Origin of the sequence: Bradyrhizobium zhengyangense (assembly GCF_022012435.1) — a bacterium.
In the GTDB taxonomy this organism is placed as follows: Bacteria; Pseudomonadota; Alphaproteobacteria; order Rhizobiales; family Xanthobacteraceae; genus Bradyrhizobium; species Bradyrhizobium zhengyangense.
The window spans coordinates 235,258-252,405 of the sequence record NZ_JAKLUA010000007.1 but is presented as its reverse complement, the minus strand read 5'-3'; the positions used below and the strand labels follow the sequence as shown (position 1 = coordinate 252,405).

The 17,148-nt window shown below is 64.5% G+C and carries 17 protein-coding genes; 5 read left to right on the top strand and 12 right to left on the bottom strand.

Annotated features, from left to right (window positions below):
• Window positions 1–98 precede the first annotated feature (98 nt).
• The 4 genes from L6637_RS22810 to L6637_RS22795 form a co-directional block, all read right to left on the bottom strand.
• Window positions 99–941: an outer membrane protein gene (locus L6637_RS22810; protein ID WP_237864422.1), complete on the bottom strand. Its 843-nt coding sequence runs from the start codon at window positions 939–941 to the stop codon at window positions 99–101.
• A gap of 227 nt (window positions 942–1,168) precedes the next feature.
• Window positions 1,169–2,419 (bottom strand): MFS transporter, encoded by a 1,251-nt coding sequence (locus tag L6637_RS22805; RefSeq protein WP_237864423.1) that lies wholly within the window; start codon window positions 2,417–2,419, stop codon window positions 1,169–1,171.
• Window positions 2,420–2,583: 164 nt separating this feature from the next.
• A complete protein-coding gene (gene glmM, locus L6637_RS22800; RefSeq protein WP_237864424.1) occupies window positions 2,584–3,927 on the bottom strand; it encodes a phosphoglucosamine mutase in 1,344 nt (447 codons plus the stop codon).
• A 222-nt stretch (window positions 3,928–4,149) separates the two neighbouring features.
• Entirely contained in the window at window positions 4,150–4,317 is a 168-nt protein-coding gene (locus tag L6637_RS22795) for a hypothetical protein (RefSeq protein ID WP_237864425.1), read from the bottom strand.
• 104 nt (window positions 4,318–4,421) lie between these two features.
• On the opposite strand from L6637_RS22795, the gene L6637_RS22790 reads away from it, so the two are divergent.
• Window positions 4,422–5,558 carry an alpha-hydroxy acid oxidase gene (locus tag L6637_RS22790; protein WP_237864426.1) on the top strand — a complete coding sequence of 379 codons (1,137 nt, stop codon included), beginning with the start codon at window positions 4,422–4,424 and terminating at the stop codon, window positions 5,556–5,558.
• Window positions 5,559–5,680: 122 nt separating this feature from the next.
• Here L6637_RS22790 and L6637_RS22785 read toward each other — a convergent pair whose 3' ends face one another.
• The 8 genes from L6637_RS22785 to L6637_RS22750 form a co-directional block, all read right to left on the bottom strand.
• Window positions 5,681–6,301: a single stranded DNA-binding domain-containing protein gene (locus L6637_RS22785; RefSeq protein WP_377803110.1), complete on the bottom strand. Its 621-nt coding sequence runs from the start codon at window positions 6,299–6,301 to the stop codon at window positions 5,681–5,683.
• A gap of 162 nt (window positions 6,302–6,463) precedes the next feature.
• The gene (locus L6637_RS22780) at window positions 6,464–7,090 is read right to left on the bottom strand and encodes a hypothetical protein (protein ID WP_237864427.1); all 627 of its coding nucleotides are present in this window, start codon (window positions 7,088–7,090) and stop codon (window positions 6,464–6,466) included.
• 55 nt (window positions 7,091–7,145) lie between these two features.
• Window positions 7,146–7,985, bottom strand: a complete 840-nt coding sequence (locus L6637_RS22775) for a shikimate dehydrogenase (RefSeq protein ID WP_237864428.1) — start codon at window positions 7,983–7,985, stop codon at window positions 7,146–7,148.
• Window positions 7,986–8,073: 88 nt separating this feature from the next.
• Entirely contained in the window at window positions 8,074–9,831 is a 1,758-nt protein-coding gene (locus L6637_RS22770) for a SulP family inorganic anion transporter (RefSeq protein ID WP_237864429.1), read from the bottom strand.
• 80 nt (window positions 9,832–9,911) lie between these two features.
• On the bottom strand, window positions 9,912–10,184 hold the full coding sequence (locus L6637_RS22765) for a helix-turn-helix domain-containing protein (RefSeq protein WP_237864430.1): 273 nt from the start codon (window positions 10,182–10,184) through the stop codon (window positions 9,912–9,914).
• A 155-nt stretch (window positions 10,185–10,339) separates the two neighbouring features.
• Entirely contained in the window at window positions 10,340–12,388 is a 2,049-nt protein-coding gene (locus tag L6637_RS22760; RefSeq protein WP_237864431.1) for an elongation factor G, read from the bottom strand.
• A gap of 188 nt (window positions 12,389–12,576) precedes the next feature.
• Complete coding sequence (locus L6637_RS22755; RefSeq protein WP_237864432.1) at window positions 12,577–13,059, bottom strand: DUF992 domain-containing protein; 483 nt, start codon at window positions 13,057–13,059, stop codon at window positions 12,577–12,579.
• Window positions 13,060–13,222: 163 nt separating this feature from the next.
• The gene (locus tag L6637_RS22750; RefSeq protein ID WP_209960265.1) at window positions 13,223–14,425 is read right to left on the bottom strand and encodes a pyridoxal phosphate-dependent aminotransferase; all 1,203 of its coding nucleotides are present in this window, start codon (window positions 14,423–14,425) and stop codon (window positions 13,223–13,225) included.
• 546 nt (window positions 14,426–14,971) lie between these two features.
• On the opposite strand from L6637_RS22750, the gene L6637_RS22745 reads away from it, so the two are divergent.
• From L6637_RS22745 to L6637_RS22730, 4 genes are all read left to right on the top strand, one after another.
• Window positions 14,972–15,622, top strand: coding sequence for a glutathione S-transferase family protein (locus L6637_RS22745; RefSeq protein WP_237864433.1), 651 nt, complete (start codon window positions 14,972–14,974; stop codon window positions 15,620–15,622).
• 156 nt (window positions 15,623–15,778) lie between these two features.
• On the top strand, window positions 15,779–15,955 hold the full coding sequence (locus L6637_RS22740; protein ID WP_164933646.1) for a hypothetical protein: 177 nt from the start codon (window positions 15,779–15,781) through the stop codon (window positions 15,953–15,955).
• Between the two features lie 73 nt (window positions 15,956–16,028).
• Window positions 16,029–16,187, top strand: a complete 159-nt coding sequence (locus tag L6637_RS22735; RefSeq protein ID WP_237864434.1) for a hypothetical protein — start codon at window positions 16,029–16,031, stop codon at window positions 16,185–16,187.
• Between the two features lie 130 nt (window positions 16,188–16,317).
• A complete protein-coding gene (locus L6637_RS22730) occupies window positions 16,318–17,130 on the top strand; it encodes a PAS domain-containing protein (RefSeq protein WP_237864435.1) in 813 nt (270 codons plus the stop codon).
• The last annotated feature ends 18 nt before the right edge of the window (window positions 17,131–17,148 follow it).

The window sequence follows — 17,148 nt, the reverse complement described above, 5'->3', positions numbered from 1 at the left end:
GACGTTTTCGCCGCCGCGCGCCATGAAAAAAATGCAAAGCAAAACGGCGCGGGATGATCCCGCGCCGTTAAGAGACGTTAAGCGATTGAGGCTTGCGATCAGCCCTTGGTGACGAGCGGCGGCGGCACGTAAGCCGGCGGGCTGCTGAGATCCCAACGCACGCCGAGCTTCACGTCGTGCGAGGTCAGATCCCTGAGCTTGATCGAGGTCGGGCCGGACGCGCTGTTGTCGAACAGGCGGAAGTTGCCGGGCGCCGCGTCGCCGAGGTTCATGTAGCTGTAGGCCAGTTCGACGGTGAAGCCGGGGTTGACCTTGTAGGCAAGACCGGCGTGGGCGGCCCAGGCGAGGTTCCATTTTCCGTTGTCGGCGAAGTAAGCGACGCTGGCACTCGGGGTCGGGGTGAGCGCGGCGAGATACGCAATCCCGTCGTCACGGAAGCCGCTGATCTTGTTGTAGGAGCCGCCGACACCGGCACCGATGAACGGGGTGATGCACCACCAGGTGCCGAGATCGACATAGGCGTTGGCCATGACGACCCACTCGGACTTGCTGCCGCTGTAGTTGTCGGAACCGACGAAGCCGGGCCCAATGACCTGGTCTGCACCATGCAGATTGGCCTTGCCACGGTACTGGCCGATCACGTCCGTGCGGAACCAGTTGTTGAAGCGATAGCCGACACCGACGTCGAACAGCGGGGACGAGTCGAAGCCGAGACCCTGCGTGGTCTTCGTAAACCCGGGCGCGACGTTGCCGTCGATGCTCTTGGCGCTCTGGTTGGTCATGCCGACGTCGCCGCGCAGATACCAGCCGCCGAAATCGGCGGGCGGGGCGGGCGGCGCGTACATGGGGGGCGGAGCCGCGATCGGCATATCGGCGGCAAACGCCATCGACGAGATCAGTGATGCCGCACCCGCGGCAAGGAGAGACTTAACGCTACGCATTGGCTTCGTCCTTATGGCCGGTGAGACAAAATGCAGATGCCTCACGTTCTGGAAACTCACAGGCGGACGATGGCAGCAAATGCTTAAGCGCCACTTAACCCTAATTTTTAAGGTTGATTTTTTCTGAGCGCACACGTGGATGCGGCGCAAGCGTTGCAAAAATGCGGCAGGTGAGCGCCGCAATTGCTAACGATTGATGAAGCCGCAGCGCAGCGAAAGAAGGTTTGTTAACGCCTGTGCTGCGGCAGCTTGGGCAGGAATACCGCAAGCAGCCCGATCGCCGGCAGATAGGCGCAGACCTGGTAGACGAAGGCGATGGAGGTGTGATCGGCGAGCTTGCCGAGCACGGCGGCGCCCAGGCCGCCAATGCCGAAGGCGACGCCGAAGAACACGCCCGAGATCATGCCGAAGCGGTGCGGCACCAGCTCCTGCGCGAACACGATGATCGACGACGTCGTCGAGGAGATGATCAGGCCGATGATCACAGACAGCACCGCACTCGCGTAAAGACCGGCATAGGGCAGCGCCAGCGTGAACGGCAGCGCGCCCAGGATCGAGATCCAGATCACGATCTTGCGGCCAAAGCGATCGCCTAAGGGACCGCCGAAGAACGCGCCGACCGCGTTGGCGGCGAGAAAGATGAAGAGATAGATCTGCGCTGTCTGCGTCGACACGCCGAAACGGTCGATCAGATAGAAGATGTAATAGCTCGACAGGCTCGAGACGTAGAGCTGCTTCGAGAACAGCAGCGCGACGAGCACGATGAGCGCAACGGCGACGCGGCGTGAGCTCGGCGCATCGGGATGAGCCTGAAGCGGCGCGGCCTTCTTGGTCGTGATCTGCGGCGCGTACCAGCGGCCGATGCGCCAGAGGATGACGATCGCAAGAAACGCGATCGAGGAGAACCAGGCGATGCTGCCCTGCCCGAACGGCACCACGATGAGGGCGGCGAGCACCGGCCCCATCGAGGTGCCGAAACTGCCGCCGAGTTGAAACACCGATTGCGCAAAGCCATAGCGCCCGCCGGAGGCGAGCCGCGCGATGCGCGCCGATTCCGGGTGAAACACCGCCGAGCCGAGACCGACCAGCGCGGCGGCGACGAGGATGACGAGATATTGGTGCGCGGCACTCAGCAGAAGCAGGCCAAAGAAGGTCGAGGCCATCCCGATCGAGAGCGAGTAAGGCTGCGCTTTCTTGTCGGTGTAGTGGCCGACCACCGGCTGCAGCAGCGAGGCCGTGAACTGGAACGCCAGCGTGATCATGCCGATCTGCGCGAAGTCGAGCGCGTAGGTGTCCTTCAGGATCGGATACACCGAGGCGATCAGCGACTGCATGGTGTCGTTGAGGAAGTGCGAGAAGCTGATGCCGGCGAGCACGATATAAGCCGGCCCCGCGGCTTTGGCGGCAGCGGGAGCGACGTCGCTGACGACGACGGGCTCGGTCAGCGTTTCCTCTGAGACGACGACAGGCTTGTTCAATTCAGCATCCCGGCAGGCGCGGCAGACTGCCACGAGTTGCTAGGTACGATGATGGCGGCGGACAGGCCACTGCCAATCGCAAATGGCTGGGATGCGCGGCCCCTCTCCACCGGTCCGGAATCGTGGGGTGAGATCACCCCACCCCAGTCGCGTTTGAAAGGCCGCTACGCCGCGGCCTGGCCCAGCGCCGAGACGATGGTGTCGACGACGTCCTCGACCAGGATGCGGTCCTCGCCTTCGCCCATGACGCGGATCACGGGCTCGGTGCCGGAGGAGCGGATCAGCAAACGGCCATGGCCGTTGAGGCGCTTCTCGCCGTCGGAGATCGCCGACTTGACGTCGGAATCGTCGAGCGGCTTGCCGCCCTTGTGGCGGACGTTCTTGAGGATCTGCGGCAGCGGATCGAAGCGGTGGCAGACCTCGGAGACCGGGCGGCGCAGCTTCTGCACCACCGCGAGCACCTGCAGCGCGGCGACAAAGCCGTCGCCTGTGGTGGCGTAGTCGGACAGGATGATGTGGCCGGACTGCTCGCCGCCGAGATTGTAGCCGCCGCTCAGCATCTGCTCGAGCACGTAGCGGTCGCCGACCGGCGTGCGCACGAGATCGAGCCCGTGCCCTTTCAGGAAGCGCTCGAGGCCAAGATTGGACATCACGGTGGCGACGATGCCGGGACGCGAGAGGCGGCCGTCTTCCTTCCAGCTCTGCGCGATCACCGCCAGCAGCTGGTCGCCGTCGACGACATGGCCGCGCTCGTCGACCAGGATGACGCGATCGGCGTCGCCATCGAGCGCAATGCCGATGTCGGCGCGCATCTCGCGCACCTTCTTCGACAGCGCCTCCGGCGAGGTCGAGCCGCAATCCTTGTTGATGTTGAAACCGTCTGGCTCGACGCCGATCGGCACCACGTCGGCGCCCAATTCCCACAGCGCTTCCGGCACCACCTTGTAGGCGGCGCCGTTGGCGCAATCGATCACGACACGAAGGCCCTCGAGCGAGAGATCGCGCGGCAGCGTGCGCTTGGCGAATTCGATGTAGCGATCATGCACGCCGTCGATACGGCGGGCACGGCCGAGGCTCGCGCTCTGCGCCAGCCGCTTCTCGATCGGCTCGTCGAGCAGCTGCTCGATCTGCTTCTCGACGTCGTCGGAAAGTTTAAAACCCTGCGGGCCGAACAGCTTGATGCCGTTGTCCTCGAACAGATTGTGCGAGGCCGAGATCATGACGCCGAGATCGGCGCGCATCGACTTGGTCAGCATCGCCACCGCCGGCGTCGGCATCGGGCCGACCAGCAGCACGTCCATGCCGACCGAGGTGAAGCCCGCGACCATCGCGTATTCGATCATGTAGCCTGACAGCCGCGTGTCCTTGCCGATCACGACCCGGTGGCGGTGGTCACCGCGCTGAAACGCAAGGCCGGCGGCCTGGCCGACCTTGAGCGCGAGCTCCGGCGTGATCAGTCCGTTGGCGCGGCCCCGGATCCCGTCCGTCCCGAAATATTTGCGGCTCATCATCGTCCCCCACGCGCAACAACCAGGGATCCCCACGACAACCTCCGGGTGCCCGAACAGGCCCCGTATCCCTGATTTGCTGGGGGTCTTATAATGCCTGGACGGCTAAATTGGCTTCAAAAAATATGATGAATCATTACGGAACCGGGAACTCCTGTTCCCGGTAACTGACTGTTAACATTATATTTCCGGTTTTGGCGCCGGAATGGGGCGGAACCCTCCTCACCCCTTCCGCTTCACATGACCGTCCTCGCGGCTCGGCGCCGGCTGGGTGACGTTGACGGGATCGGAGGCTGGGAAGGTCTCCTCGAGGCCCTCTTCGAGCGCGTCGTCGAGGGCCTGCTTCTCCTTGATCTTATCAGGCGAAGGCCCCGGGTGCGGCTTGGTCATGGCGCCCTCCTCGCAAACGATTTGGCTGTGCATCCAACCATGCTAGATGACCTCTAAATCTTCCGACGCAAGACTCCCAAGACAAGACGGGCCGGGGAACGTTCATGAAGCATATTACCTGTATCGACGATCTACGCGCGCTGCATAAGCGCCGCGTGCCGAAGGCATTCTTCGACTATTGCGACCGCGGCTCCTATGCCGAGGAAACGCTGCGCGCCAATCGCGAGGACATGCAGCAGATCAAGTTCCGCCAGCGCATCCTGGTCGACGTCTCCAGGCGCGACACCTCGACCACGATCCTCGGCGAGCCCTCGACCATGCCGCTGATGCTCGCCCCTGTCGGCCTGCTCGGCATGCAACATGGCGACGGCGAGATTCACGCTTGTCGCGCGGCACAGGCCGCCGGCATCCCGTTCACCCAATCGACGATGTCGATCTGCTCGATCGAGGACATCGCGGGCGCCGTCGACAAGCCGTTCTGGTTCCAGCTCTACGTGATGAGAGACCGCGGCTTCATCAAGGACCTGATCCAGCGCGCGATGGCGGCCAAATGCAGCGCGCTGGTGCTGACCGTCGATCTGCAGGTGATCGGCCAGCGCCACGCCGACATCAAGAACGGCATGACGGTGCCTCCCGAATGGTCGCTGTCGAAGCTCCTGGATTTCGCCAGCAAGCCGGCCTGGGTCTCGGGTGTGCTGCAGGGCAAGCGCCGCACCTTCGGCAACATCGCCGGTCACGTGAAGAACACCGAGGATCTCAACCGCCTCGCCGAGTGGACCGCTTCGCAGTTCGACACGTCGTTGAACTGGAAGGACGTCGAGTGGGTCCGCAGCATCTGGCCGGGCAAGCTCATCATCAAGGGCATTCTCGACGTCGAGGACGCCGAGGAAGCCGCCAAGACCGGCGCGCAGGCGCTGGTGGTGTCGAACCATGGCGGTCGCCAGCTCGACGGCGCGCCGTCGTCGATCGAGGTGCTGCCCGAGATCGCGGACGCGGTCGGCGACAAGATGGAGATCATGTTCGACGGCGGCATCCGCTCCGGCCAGGACGTGATGCGCGCGCTCGCGCTCGGTGCCAAGTCGTGCATGATCGGCCGCGCTTATGCGTATGGCCTGGGCGCCGGCGGCCAGGCCGGCGTCGCCAAGGCAATCGACATCATCCAGAAAGAGTTGCTGACCACGATGGGCCTGTGCGGCGTCAACCGGATCGACGAGATCGACGATCACGTGATTGCGGTGTGAGACGCAACGGCGGTGCGGTAGGGCGGGCAAAGCGAAGCGTGCCCACCAACTCCGCGTAATAGATAAGGATGGTGGGCACGGCGCAAGTGCGCCTTTGCCCACCCTACAAGTTCAGTGCTCGCTCACATCGGCGGCGTCACGCCGTCGCGGCCGACATTCACCCGGTTGGCTTCCAGCGTGCCGTCGTCCTTCTTCGCCGCGCCGAAAATGATCAGCTTGGCGCCCGGCTTCACTTCCGACTTGTCGCTGGCGACGAAGGTGACGATCGGAGTGTCAGGCGGCACCACGACTTTCTTTTCGCCGTCCTTGTATTTCACCGTGATGTTCTGGCCGTCGGTGCCCTTCACCGTCTGCGCCACGGTGGCGTTGGTCATGGTGGAATTGGCGCGGGCGTCCCAGGGACGGAAGCCCTCGGCGACGCCGCGCTGGTTCTCCGGAAAGATGTGGACGGCAATGGCCTTCTGGGTGCCGTCGGGCTCGGGCATGGCGGTGACGCCGATATAGGAGCCTTCCTTGATCTCGGAGAGCTCCGTCTTAACCACGGCGAAGACGGCGACGTTGTCGGTCATCTTCACCTTCACATCGCTGCCCTCGCGCGTCTTGATGCCGAGCATGTTGCCGTCGACGCTCTCGATGGTGCCGCGGATGCGGACGGTCGGCGCCTGCTGCGCCGAGACCGCTGATGTCAGAATACAGGCGACGAACGCAGCCGCGACGGTGCGCGGCATCCAGTTGTTCAGCATTTCCATGATTGTCCCCTTCAGGGTTTGCGACGATCACACGGCAAACCCCGTCTGACCGCCGCTATTCCCTCAATTTTTTGAGCATGATCTCCGCGCAAACGCGTTCCGCGTTTGTCGCGAGGGAAAACCGCTGCACACTTTTCCGGATCATGCTCGCCCGATTCACATCGGCGGGGTCAGGCCGTCACGGCCGACGCTGACGCGGTTGGTTTCGAACGAGCCGTCGGGTAATTGCTTCATGAAGGCGATGACCTGGGCGCCGGCTTTGAGTTCCGATTTGTCGCCGGGAACGAAGGTCACGACCGGTGTCATATCGGAGACGAACACCTTCTTCTCGCCGTCCTTGTACTTCACCAGCAGCGTATGGCCGTCATTGCCGACCACGCTCTCCGACACCGTGGCGTTGGTCATGCTGGAATTGGGCTTGAGATCATAGGGCCGCGAGCCCTCGCCGGTGCCGCGCATGCTCTCCGGAAACACGTGCACCTCGACGGCATTGTTGCCGCCATCCGGCCCCGGCACGGTGGTGGCGCCGACGAAGGAGCCGACCTTGATGTCGGCCAGCGAGATCTTGGTGACGCCGACGACGCGTGCGTCGGAGGCGATATGCAGCTTGACGTCCTCGCCGCTGCGCGACTTGACCTGCAGCGTGTCGCCGTCGACGCTCTCGATCGTGCCGCGAACGCGGGTCGGCACCGGCGCCTTTTGCGCCACGGCGGCAAAGGTTGAAGCAGCCACCATCGCGACGGCGATGAGCGGGCGCGTGAAATTGGCACGTTGGATCGTCATTGATGTCTCCGATTGTCCCCGCGGGATAGAACGCCGGAGACGACGCACTATTCTCTCAAGTCTTTGTGAGATCGGCCTCGACCAGCGCGCGGAGCTCGGCGGTCACTTCAGGCCGCTGGCCGAACCAGAGCTCGAAGCCGCGCACCGCCTGGTGCAGGAGCATGCCGAGCCCATCGGCGGTCCTCAGCCCGCGGGCCCTGGCGGCCGCGAGCAACGGCGTCACCAGGGGAACATAGACGAGGTCGGCGACGACGGCGGCTTCCGGCAGCCGCGCCACATCGACCGCGAGCGCAGGCTGGCCATGCATGCCGAGCGAGGTCGTGTTCACGAGAAGCTTGGCCCGCGGCAGGACGTCGCTGATCCCATCCCAGGCCAGCGGAAGCACGTTCGGTCCGAACTGCGTCGCAAGGGCCTCGGCGTGCGCCAGGGTGCGGTTGGCAAGATGGACATTGGTGAAGCCGCGTTCGAGCAGGCCGAACACGACCGCGCGCGAGGAGCCGCCCGCCCCCAGCACCAGCGCCTCCCCGGCCTTGTCCCAGCCAGGCGCGCTGGCGTCGAGATTGCCGAGAAAGCCCTCGACATCGGTATTGGTCGAACGCAGTTCGCCGTCTTCGAACCACAGCGTGTTGGCGGCGCCCACGGCCTTGGCGCGCGCATCGGGGGTCGACAGTTCGAGCACGCCGACCTTGTGCGGAATGGTGACATTGGCGCCGACAAAGCCGCGCAGCGACAGCCGAAGCACGAAATCGCGCAAATCATCCGGCGGCACGGCCTCGATGACATAGCCGCCTTCGATGCCGAGCGTGCGCAGCCAATAATGATGGATCAGCGGCGAGCGCGAATGCGCGGCCGGCCATCCGATCAAACAGGCTGCGGGAGCCTTGGGCGTGGTCATCCTTCCCTCGGGTCGTGTTCGAGGGCGATCCATTTCGCGTCCGGCCGGTCCTGTCAAGCGCGCCGGCGCCACAGTGATGATCAGGCTGCTAGCTCACGGTCTCGTCGGCGACGGGGGCAACTGCACCTCGCACGCCCTTGATATCGGCGACCGCGCGCTCGATGGTTGCGCGATAGCGCGCGCGAGGCGGCGTGACGCCGTGGGTGAGCAGCGCACGTCGGACGGCGGGTGAGGCGCCGGTGATGAACAGCCTGATGCCCTGGCGGTGCGCCTTGGCGGCGACGCGGCCGAGCACGTTTGCCGCGGTCGAATCCAGGAACGGCACCGCGGCGAAATCGACCACGATGCCCTTGCGCGTGTCGGCGACGCCGTCGAGCACGTTGCCGATTGCCGCGGCCGCGCCGAAGAAGAACGCGCCGGTGATGCGATAGACCAGCACGTCGCGATCGACCGCAAGCGCGGGATCGTAAGGAACGCGCTCGCCATTGCCGTCATCGGGACGGTCGGCGGCCACCAGCGGCGCGCGCTCCTCGATATCAGTCATCTCCGACATGCGATGAATGAACAACACCGCGCCGAGCGCGAATCCGACCAGAATGCCTTCGGTCAGGTCGCGGAAGATCGTGAGCAGGAAGGTTGCGAGCAGCACGACGGCGTCGCCCCAGGACGAGCGCAGGAGCGTGGCGAATTCGTGCTTCTCCGCCATGGTCCAGGCCACCACCACCAGCACGGCGGCGAGCGCGGCCAGCGGGATGTAGCTTGCGAGCGGAGCCGCGATCAGCATGAACAGCAGCAGGAAGACGGAATGCAGCATGCCCGCCAGCGGCCCCCGTGCGCCGGCGCGGATGTTGGTCGCGGTGCGCGCGATCAGGCCGGTGACGCAGATGCCGCCGAACAGCGCCGAGCCGATATTGGCCGCGCCTTGCGCGACGAGCTCGCAATTGGAGCGGTGTCGGCGTCCGGTCATGCCGTCGGCGACCACCGCGGAAAGCAGCGATTCAATCGCGGCCAGCAGCGCGAACGCGATCGCATCCGGCAGCACCGCCTGTGCCTTCGCAAGCGAAAATGCCGGCAGTGCCGGGAACGGCAATTCGCGCGGAATGCCGCCAAAGCGCGATCCGACGGTCTCGACCGGCAGCGACAGCACGGCGCTCGCGATCGCCGCGAGCACGACTGCGATCAGGATGCCGGGCCAGGACGGCCGCCAGCGCCGCAAGAAAGCGATGATGCCAATGCTGACGAGTGCGACTACAAGCGCCGACGGATTGACGGTGTGCAGGCCTCCGGCCAGCGCCGCGAGTTTCGAAACGAATTCGCTGGGCTCCTTGCCCGCCAGCGTGATCCCTGAGAGATCGCGGAGCTGGCTTGCGAAGATGATCACGGCGATGCCGGCCGTGAAGCCGACCGTCACGGGATAGGGAATGAACTTGATATAGGTGCCGATGCGCAGGAAGCCGGCGGCGATCAGGAAAAGCCCCGCCATCAGGGTGGCGAGGATGACGCCGTCGACGCCGTGTCGATCGGCGGTCGCTGCAACCAGCACAATGAAGGCGCCGGCCGGTCCACCGATCTGGAACCGGCTGCCGCCGAGCAGCGACGCGATGAAGCCGCCAACCACCGCGGTGTAGAGGCCGCGGTCCGGCGTGACGCCCGAGGCGATCGCGATTGCCATCGACAGCGGCAGCGCGACGATCGCGACGGTAAGGCCTGCGAACACATCGGCGCGGAGATCCGCCAAGCCATAGCCCTCGCGCCACACGGTCACGAGCTTCGGCAGATAGAGTTCGGTAAAGGTCGGTCGACGAAGCTGTTGCAGCTTGCCTGCGTGTTCGCCTGTGATGCTCATGCCCCACAACGCTCCGATGCATCGTGCGGGCCGCAACGATGCGCTAGTTCAACCTGCTCTCGAGCATGATCATCGCGGGATCACGCTCCCACCAGACGCGGCGGCCCAGGTTCCTTGAGCCGAACGCCACGTCCGCCGCTTTCGCTGCGCGCCTGCTCGCCGATCAGCTCGACGCCGGCCCGGTCGAACGCCTCGACGACCTTCATCAAGGTCTCAACGACGCCGCGAACGTTGCCGGTGCTCGCCTCCATCCGCTGGATGGTCGGCAGCGAAACGCCTGCGAGTTCCGCCAAGGTTTTCTGGTCAATGCCGAGCAGCGCCCGGGCTGCCCGCATCTGAAATGACGTGATCACCTCGGCCTCACGTATCAACGCTTATAAGTGATATCTTGAACATATACAATGATGTAAAATACATCAAATATAGTCAAGCAAAAACACTCCCTCTCCGCGCTTTTTTTGCGGGGAGAGGGACGGAGAGAGGGGTGATCCTTACTTCGGTAGGGGTGTCACGCCGCGTGCTGATGCGCGGCGATGATCTGGTCGGCGGCGCGGCCGGTGACTTCGGCCATGTGGTCGAACTGGCGCGTGAAGCTGCCGGCGCCGGCCGTGGCGGAACGGAGTTCGACGATCAGTTCGCCGATCTCGGCTTCCGGCATCATAGCGCGGACGCAGTCCCAGCCGCTCCAGCCGTCGCGGGTGTCGAAGCCGAGAATCTGGCCGCGCCGCGCCGACAGGATCGCGTTGATCTTGGCGGTGGCATCGGTCGGACAGACGATCTCGACCACGTGAATCGGCTCCAGCAAGACCGACTGGCACTGCGGCAGACCCTCGTTGAGCCCGACGCGCGCTGCCGTGCGGAAGGCAAGGTCGGAGGAATCGACGCTGTGATAGGAGCCGTCCGTCAGCGTCACCTGCAAATCGGTGACGGGGAAGCCGAGCGGGCCGCGGGCGAGCCCGTCGACGACGCCCTCTTCCACCGCGCCAATATAATTGCGCGGCACCGCGCCGCCGACGACCTTCTCGGCGAACTTGAAGCCCTCGCCGCGCGGCAGCGGCCTGATGTCGAGCACGACATCGCCGAACTGGCCGTGACCGCCGGACTGCTTCTTGTGGCGGCCGCGCTGGGTGATCGGTTTGCGGATGGTCTCCTGGTAACCGATCGCGGGCGGATGCGAGGTGATCTTGACGCCGAAGCGGTCGCTCAACCGCTCGCTGGCGACACGCAGGTGCATCTCGCCCTGTCCCCACAGCACGGTGTCGTGGGTCTGGGCATTCTGCACGATGACGAGGGACGGATCCTCCTCGTGCAATCGCATCAAGGCCTGGCCGAGCTTGACATCGTCCTTGCGGTCGGTGGCCGCAACCGAGATGGCAAGCACCGGCGGCGTCGGCTCCGAGGCTTTCAGCGCAGCCGGCGCGGTCTTGCCGCTCGAGACGGTGTCGCCGGTCTTGACTGCGTCGAGCTTGGCGAGCGCAACGGTGTCGCCGGCTTCGGCCGATGCACGCTTGCTGTCGTAAGCGCCGCTGACGGCGAGAATGCCGGAGATGCGGCTCGCACCGCCGGAGGAGGATTGCAGCGTGGCGCCGTCGTCGAGATGGCCGGCGAGCAACCGCGTCAGCGACAGCTTGCCGCCGTGCTGCGAATGCAGCGTCTTGAAGACGAAGCCGAGCGCGTCCTTGCTTTCCGGCGCACCAAGACGTTTTGCGGTCTCGGTGATATCAGGCGCCTCGTGACGCAACGCCTTCATCAGACGCAACACGCCGTTTTCTCGCGCGGCCGCACCCAGCAGCACAGGACAGATCAGCCCATCCCGCAATTCGCGGGCGAGGTCATCGAACACCGCATCGCGCGGCGGCTGGATGTCCTCCAGCAATTGCTCCATCAGCGCGTCGTCATGATCGGCGAGCTTCTCCAGCATCGAGAAGCGGGCCTCCTTCTCGCGATCGAGATTGCCGCCGTCGAGCGCAATGACTTCGGAGGCCTTGTGCTCGCGATAGATGAACGCACGTTCCAGCGCGAGATCGACAAAGCCCTCGATCAGCTCGCCCTTCCAGATCGGAATCTGGCGCAGCACCAGCGGCACGCGCGAGGCGGGCTGGAGCATTGCGAGCGACTCGCGGATGCGCTTGTTGGCGCGGTCGATCTTGTTGAGGAACAGGAAACGCGGGATCTTCAGCTCCTCCAGCTCACGCAGGATGATCTGAAGCTGCGGCAGCTTCTTCTCGTCGGCCTCGCAGACCACGATGGCGGCGTCGACCGCGGGAAGCGCGGCGCGCATGTCATGGGCGAACTCGACGGAACCGGGACAATCCAGGAAGGTATAGCTGTCGCCCATGAAACTCGTGGTGGCAGCAGTGAGCCCGACGGTCATCTTGTGATGACGGGCCTCAGGTGTGGCGTCGCCCACCGACGTACCGGCGTCGACGCTGCCGGCGCGTGGGATTGCGCCCGTCCGCGCCAGGATCGCTTCGAGCAGTGTGGTTTTACCTGATTGGAAAGGGCCCACCAGCGCAATGCACCGTGGACCTCGGGGACTTCTGACGTCTTGTCCCATTTCGCCGCCTCCTTGGTTGGAGCTCGGCCCATGATTGGGTCGGCAAACGCAGATGCTCTGCCCGTCCCCGAGATTTGGCAAGCGTCAAACGTCGCTGCGGTGCGTCGTTAGTTCGATCAAGGCTTAGCGGTTGGTGTTCCACCTCTCCCCAGCGGGAGAGGTGAACGCAACACCTCCGCTGGCGCGACTTAACGGCCCGGACGGAGTTCCAGGCTTTCGAGTCCGGCCGCGACGTTGAGGCCGACCTGGCCCTGCACGCTGAGCGGCTGAAGCGCGATCGAATTGTTGGAGCCGCCGACCAGCACGTTGCCGCCGAGGCCGACGCCGACCGAGGCGCTGCCCTGCGCGCCCGCGTAATTGCCGGAGAGATCGCCGGGGCCGAGCCGGTTGACCGGCGCGAATACGCCCCAGGCGAGCGCCGTCTCCTGGGTGATGCCGAGATCGATTCCCACTTTGCGGATCGTCGCGACGTAGCGATCCTCGGGCATGCCATCGACGCGCAACACGCAGCCGAGATTGGTGACCGATCCCACCACGAAGCCGATGCTGGCGCCGCCGCGGCATTCGAGCACGCCGACCTGCACCAGCCGTGACGACTGTGCGCTGGCGCCCACGACGGAGGCAACGAGGCTCGCTGCGGTGAGCCCGGCGAGAAGGAGTGAGCGGCGCATGAAATGTCTCCGGCGATGAATGTGATGCGAGCAGGGAGGGAGCGGCAGGAAACCGCTCGGCGTTCTATGCCACAATAGTTGTAGGCGTGCCAGATCGCGCGGATGTGAAAGAAAAAGGGCCCGCTTTGCGCGGGCCCTTTCATACCGGATCGTACCTGCAAGCTTAGCGGAGATTGCCGCAAAAGCGCTGGATGCGTTTGCAGGCATCCTCGAGGTCCGAGGTCTTGGTGGCGTAGGAGATGCGGAATGCCGGACCGAGGCCAAAGGCGGAACCTTGCACGACGGCAACGCCTTCGGTCTCCAGCAGCTCGGTGACGAACTGCTCGTCGTTTCCAATCACATTGCCCGACGGCGCTTTCTTGCCGATCGTACCGGCGCAGGACGGATAGACGTAGAACGCACCCTCGGGGCGCGGGCACTCGATGCCGTTGGCCTGGTTGAGCATGGAGACGACGAGGTCGCGGCGCTCCTTGAACACCTTGTTGTTGGCGGGGATGAAATCCTGTGGACCGTTCAGCGCTTCCACCGAAGCCCATTGCGCGATCGAGCACGGGTTCGAGGTCGATTGCGACTGGATGGTCGACATCGCCTTGATGAGCTGGGCCGGGCCGCCGGCGTAGCCGATGCGCCAGCCGGTCATGCAATAGGCTTTCGACACGCCGTTCACGGTGAGCGTGCGATCGTAAAGGCTGGGCTCGACCTGCGCGACGGTGGTGAACTGGAAGTCGTCATAGACGAGATGCTCGTACATGTCGTCGGTCATCACCCAGACATGCGGATGCTTGACGAGGACATCGGTGAGCGCCTTCAGCTCGGCACGCGTATAGGCCGCGCCAGTCGGGTTCGACGGCGAGCACAGGATCACCCATTTGGTCTTCGGCGTGATCGCGCGCTCGAGCGCCTCGGCTCCGAGCTTGAAACCGGTCGCCGCGGTGCAGACAACCGGCACCGGCTCACCGCCGGCGAGCGCCACCATTTCAGGATAGCTGACCCAGTACGGCGCGGGGATGATCACCTCGTCGCCCGGATTGATGGTCGCCATCAGCGCGTTGTAGAGCACCTGCTTGCCGCCGGTGCCGACGATGATCTGGTTCGGCTTGTAGGCGACGCCGTTCTCGCGCTGAAACTTCGCGATGATCGCGTCCTTCAGCTCGGGGATGCCGTCGACCGCGGTGTACTTGGTCTTGCCGGCTTCGATGGCGCGGATCGCCGCCAGCTTGATGTTGGCGGGTGTGTCGAAGTCGGGCTCGCCGGCGCCGAGGCCGATGACGTTGCGGCCCGCCGCTTTCAGCGCGCGTGCTTTATCCGTGACCGCGATGGTCGCGGACGGCTTCACACGGTCGAGCGCAGCGGCAAGGAAGGACATCGTCATCTCCTGACAAGCGTCGTGAACCCTTTGGCTCACGACTCTGATTGTGGGAATGGAGACACCCTAAAACGTGTGCCGCTGCACCGCAAGAAACTTCGGTCCGATCTCCGGAAAGTTTACGAATTTCGCGCGGCCGAGGCCTCGATTTTCGCAATTTTCCGCAACTTTGCCGGGCAAACCCCTCATATCCGAAAAGGCTTGTCCTCGGAGCAATTTTGGAGCCGCGCAGGCGCCACAAGACTGACGGCGTCCTGACGCGCGAGACCCGCGGTTAGCGCGGAGCGAGGTCGTGCCCCATCACCCGCTTTGCACCACGATTGCGCGATGCGATGAGTCGTGCATGTTGACGCAAGCGTGACCTGATTTGCAGCGCCGCGCGAACATGATCTTTCCTGCCGTTGCAGTGCGGTAGGGTTTTCGAGTTTTTCTATTGCCGAGCCCTTGCGGCGGATTCGCATCGGCATCATTGTTTAGCCGCGGTGCGGGGCAACAAGCGCTGCGCCTTTTCGTCCTTTGCCCATCCTTCGGAATCGACCTCCCAGAATGTACAAACTCTATTCGATGCAACGTTCGGGCAACAGCTACAAGGTCCGCCTTGCGCTGGCGCTGCTGAACGTACCTTACGAAGCGATCGAGGTGGACATTCTGCGCGGCGAGAGCAAGACGCCGGACTTCCTGGCAAAGAATCCGTCCGGACAAGTGCCGCTGCTCGAGGTCGGCGACAGCCGCTATCTCGCCGAGTCCAACGCCATCCTCTGGTATGTCGCCGTCGGCACGCCGCTCGCGCCGGAGAACCGGATCGATCGCGCCGAGGCGCTGCAATGGATGTTCTTCGAGCAGCACGCGCTCGAGCCGAACATCGGCGCCGCCTATTTCTGGCTGTCGCTGGTCAAGGGCGGCCGCGACCTGCAGACCCACGCGCTGGAGGACTGGATGGAGCGCGGCTATGGCGCGCTCCAGGTGATGGAGAACCACCTCAAGACCAGCGACTATTTCGCCGCCCGCCAGCTCACAGTCGCCGACATCGCGCTGTACGGCTACACCCATCTCGCCGACCGCTGCGACTTCGACCTTCAACCCTTCCCGGCGATCCGGGACTGGCTGAAGCGCGTCGAGGCCGCGCCCGGCTTCGTCGCTATGGATTGGCGTCCCGCCGACATCGACGACCCCGCCAGCATCGCCGCCGGGGCCTGAAAACCAGGGGAGCGTTAAGAAATAGCGGGCATGGCGTTAACCTTTGCCCAAATCCCGCCATGTTCGTCGCAATTGCCGCCCCAATATTGCCGGTTGAAATTGTGAGATTGTTCGGCGTCGCGGGTGATTCGCTCGCACGTTGAAGGATTTAGACCCATGATGCGGGCGTCCGGCACGGTCGGCTTTCAGGGCCAAACCGATACCGTCTCGTCTTCCCGGCTGACCAACGCGGTTGCGGCCTCGCTCGCCGTCGCCGCCGTCTCGCTTTGCCTGATCGTCACCCTGACAGTGCTGTCGACCAAGGCGACCATGGCGATGGGTCTACCGGTCTGATCCCCGTTTCATCGCGGAATGTCTTCAAGGTGCCGCGCGGCCCCGCGCCTGACGGCATCGTGACGGGACGCCGATGAAATCGCCTGTGGTCATCGTTGCAATCACCCTGACGGCGGCCATCCTGGTCGCGGCGTCACTGTTGATTTTCGTCGGCACCCGCAGGAGTCCGGGGACATCGACCCTGAACGCGCCCGCGCTGCAGCAGCGCATCGAGCACGCGCATTTGGTCTAAAATCATCCGAAAGCTTTGCGCACGCCCGCAAGCGCCGCTTAAGCGCATTGCGCGAAACCGGATTGCGCTTGTGCAACCATGGGACAGTCTGACGGCCTTATCTCGTTCAGGGAGGAATGAGCGAGGCCCCATGCGGTTCGGATGGCGTGCCATGTCCGGTCCCGTGCTGACGGCAGCGATCGCATTGCTGGCGATCCTGCTCGATCGCCATGCTGCCGCTCTCTCGCTTGCGCCGCTGTTCGTTGGCATCGTGGCGTTGGCCGGTTCGCTCTCCGGCTTTGCATCCGCACTCGGCAGCGCCATCATCGCCGTGATCGGCGCCGTGCTGCTCGCGCTCAGCCATCGCACCGCGCCAGGCTTTGCCGCAAGCGATCTTGTGGAGCTTTGCCTGCTCGCGCTGACGACCACCGGCACCGCGGCCATCACCGGATTGATGCGCGAGCGGCTACTCGATGCCTTCGCGGCCGAGCGACGCAACCACGCCACCGCAGGGCGGCTATCGGCCGCGCTCGACCAGGTCGATATCGGCATCGTGCTGCTCGACGCCGAGACCCGTGCCGAATTCATCAACCGCGCATTCCGCGATTATTTCGCGCTGCCGGACGAGATGGCCGACGACAAGCCGCCCTTCATCGCGCTGATGTATCACGGCCGCGACACCGGCGCGTTCGAATTGCCGGAGGACGAGCTCGGCGTCTTCATCGCGCAGCGCATGGAGATGGTGCGGACCGGCGACGCCACGCCGATCAATATCGCCTTGCGCAATGGCGAGGTGCTGCGCTTCGTCTGCGCCGCGCTGCCCGATGGCGGCCGCATGCTGAGCTACACGCCGGTCACCGACCTCGTGCGCCACACCGACGCGCCCGCCCGCGCCGATTACTATCGCTCGCTGCGCGATCCCACCGGACGCAAGCTGATCCGCTATTTGCGCGTCGCGGAGTGATCGCCTGGCAGCACGATT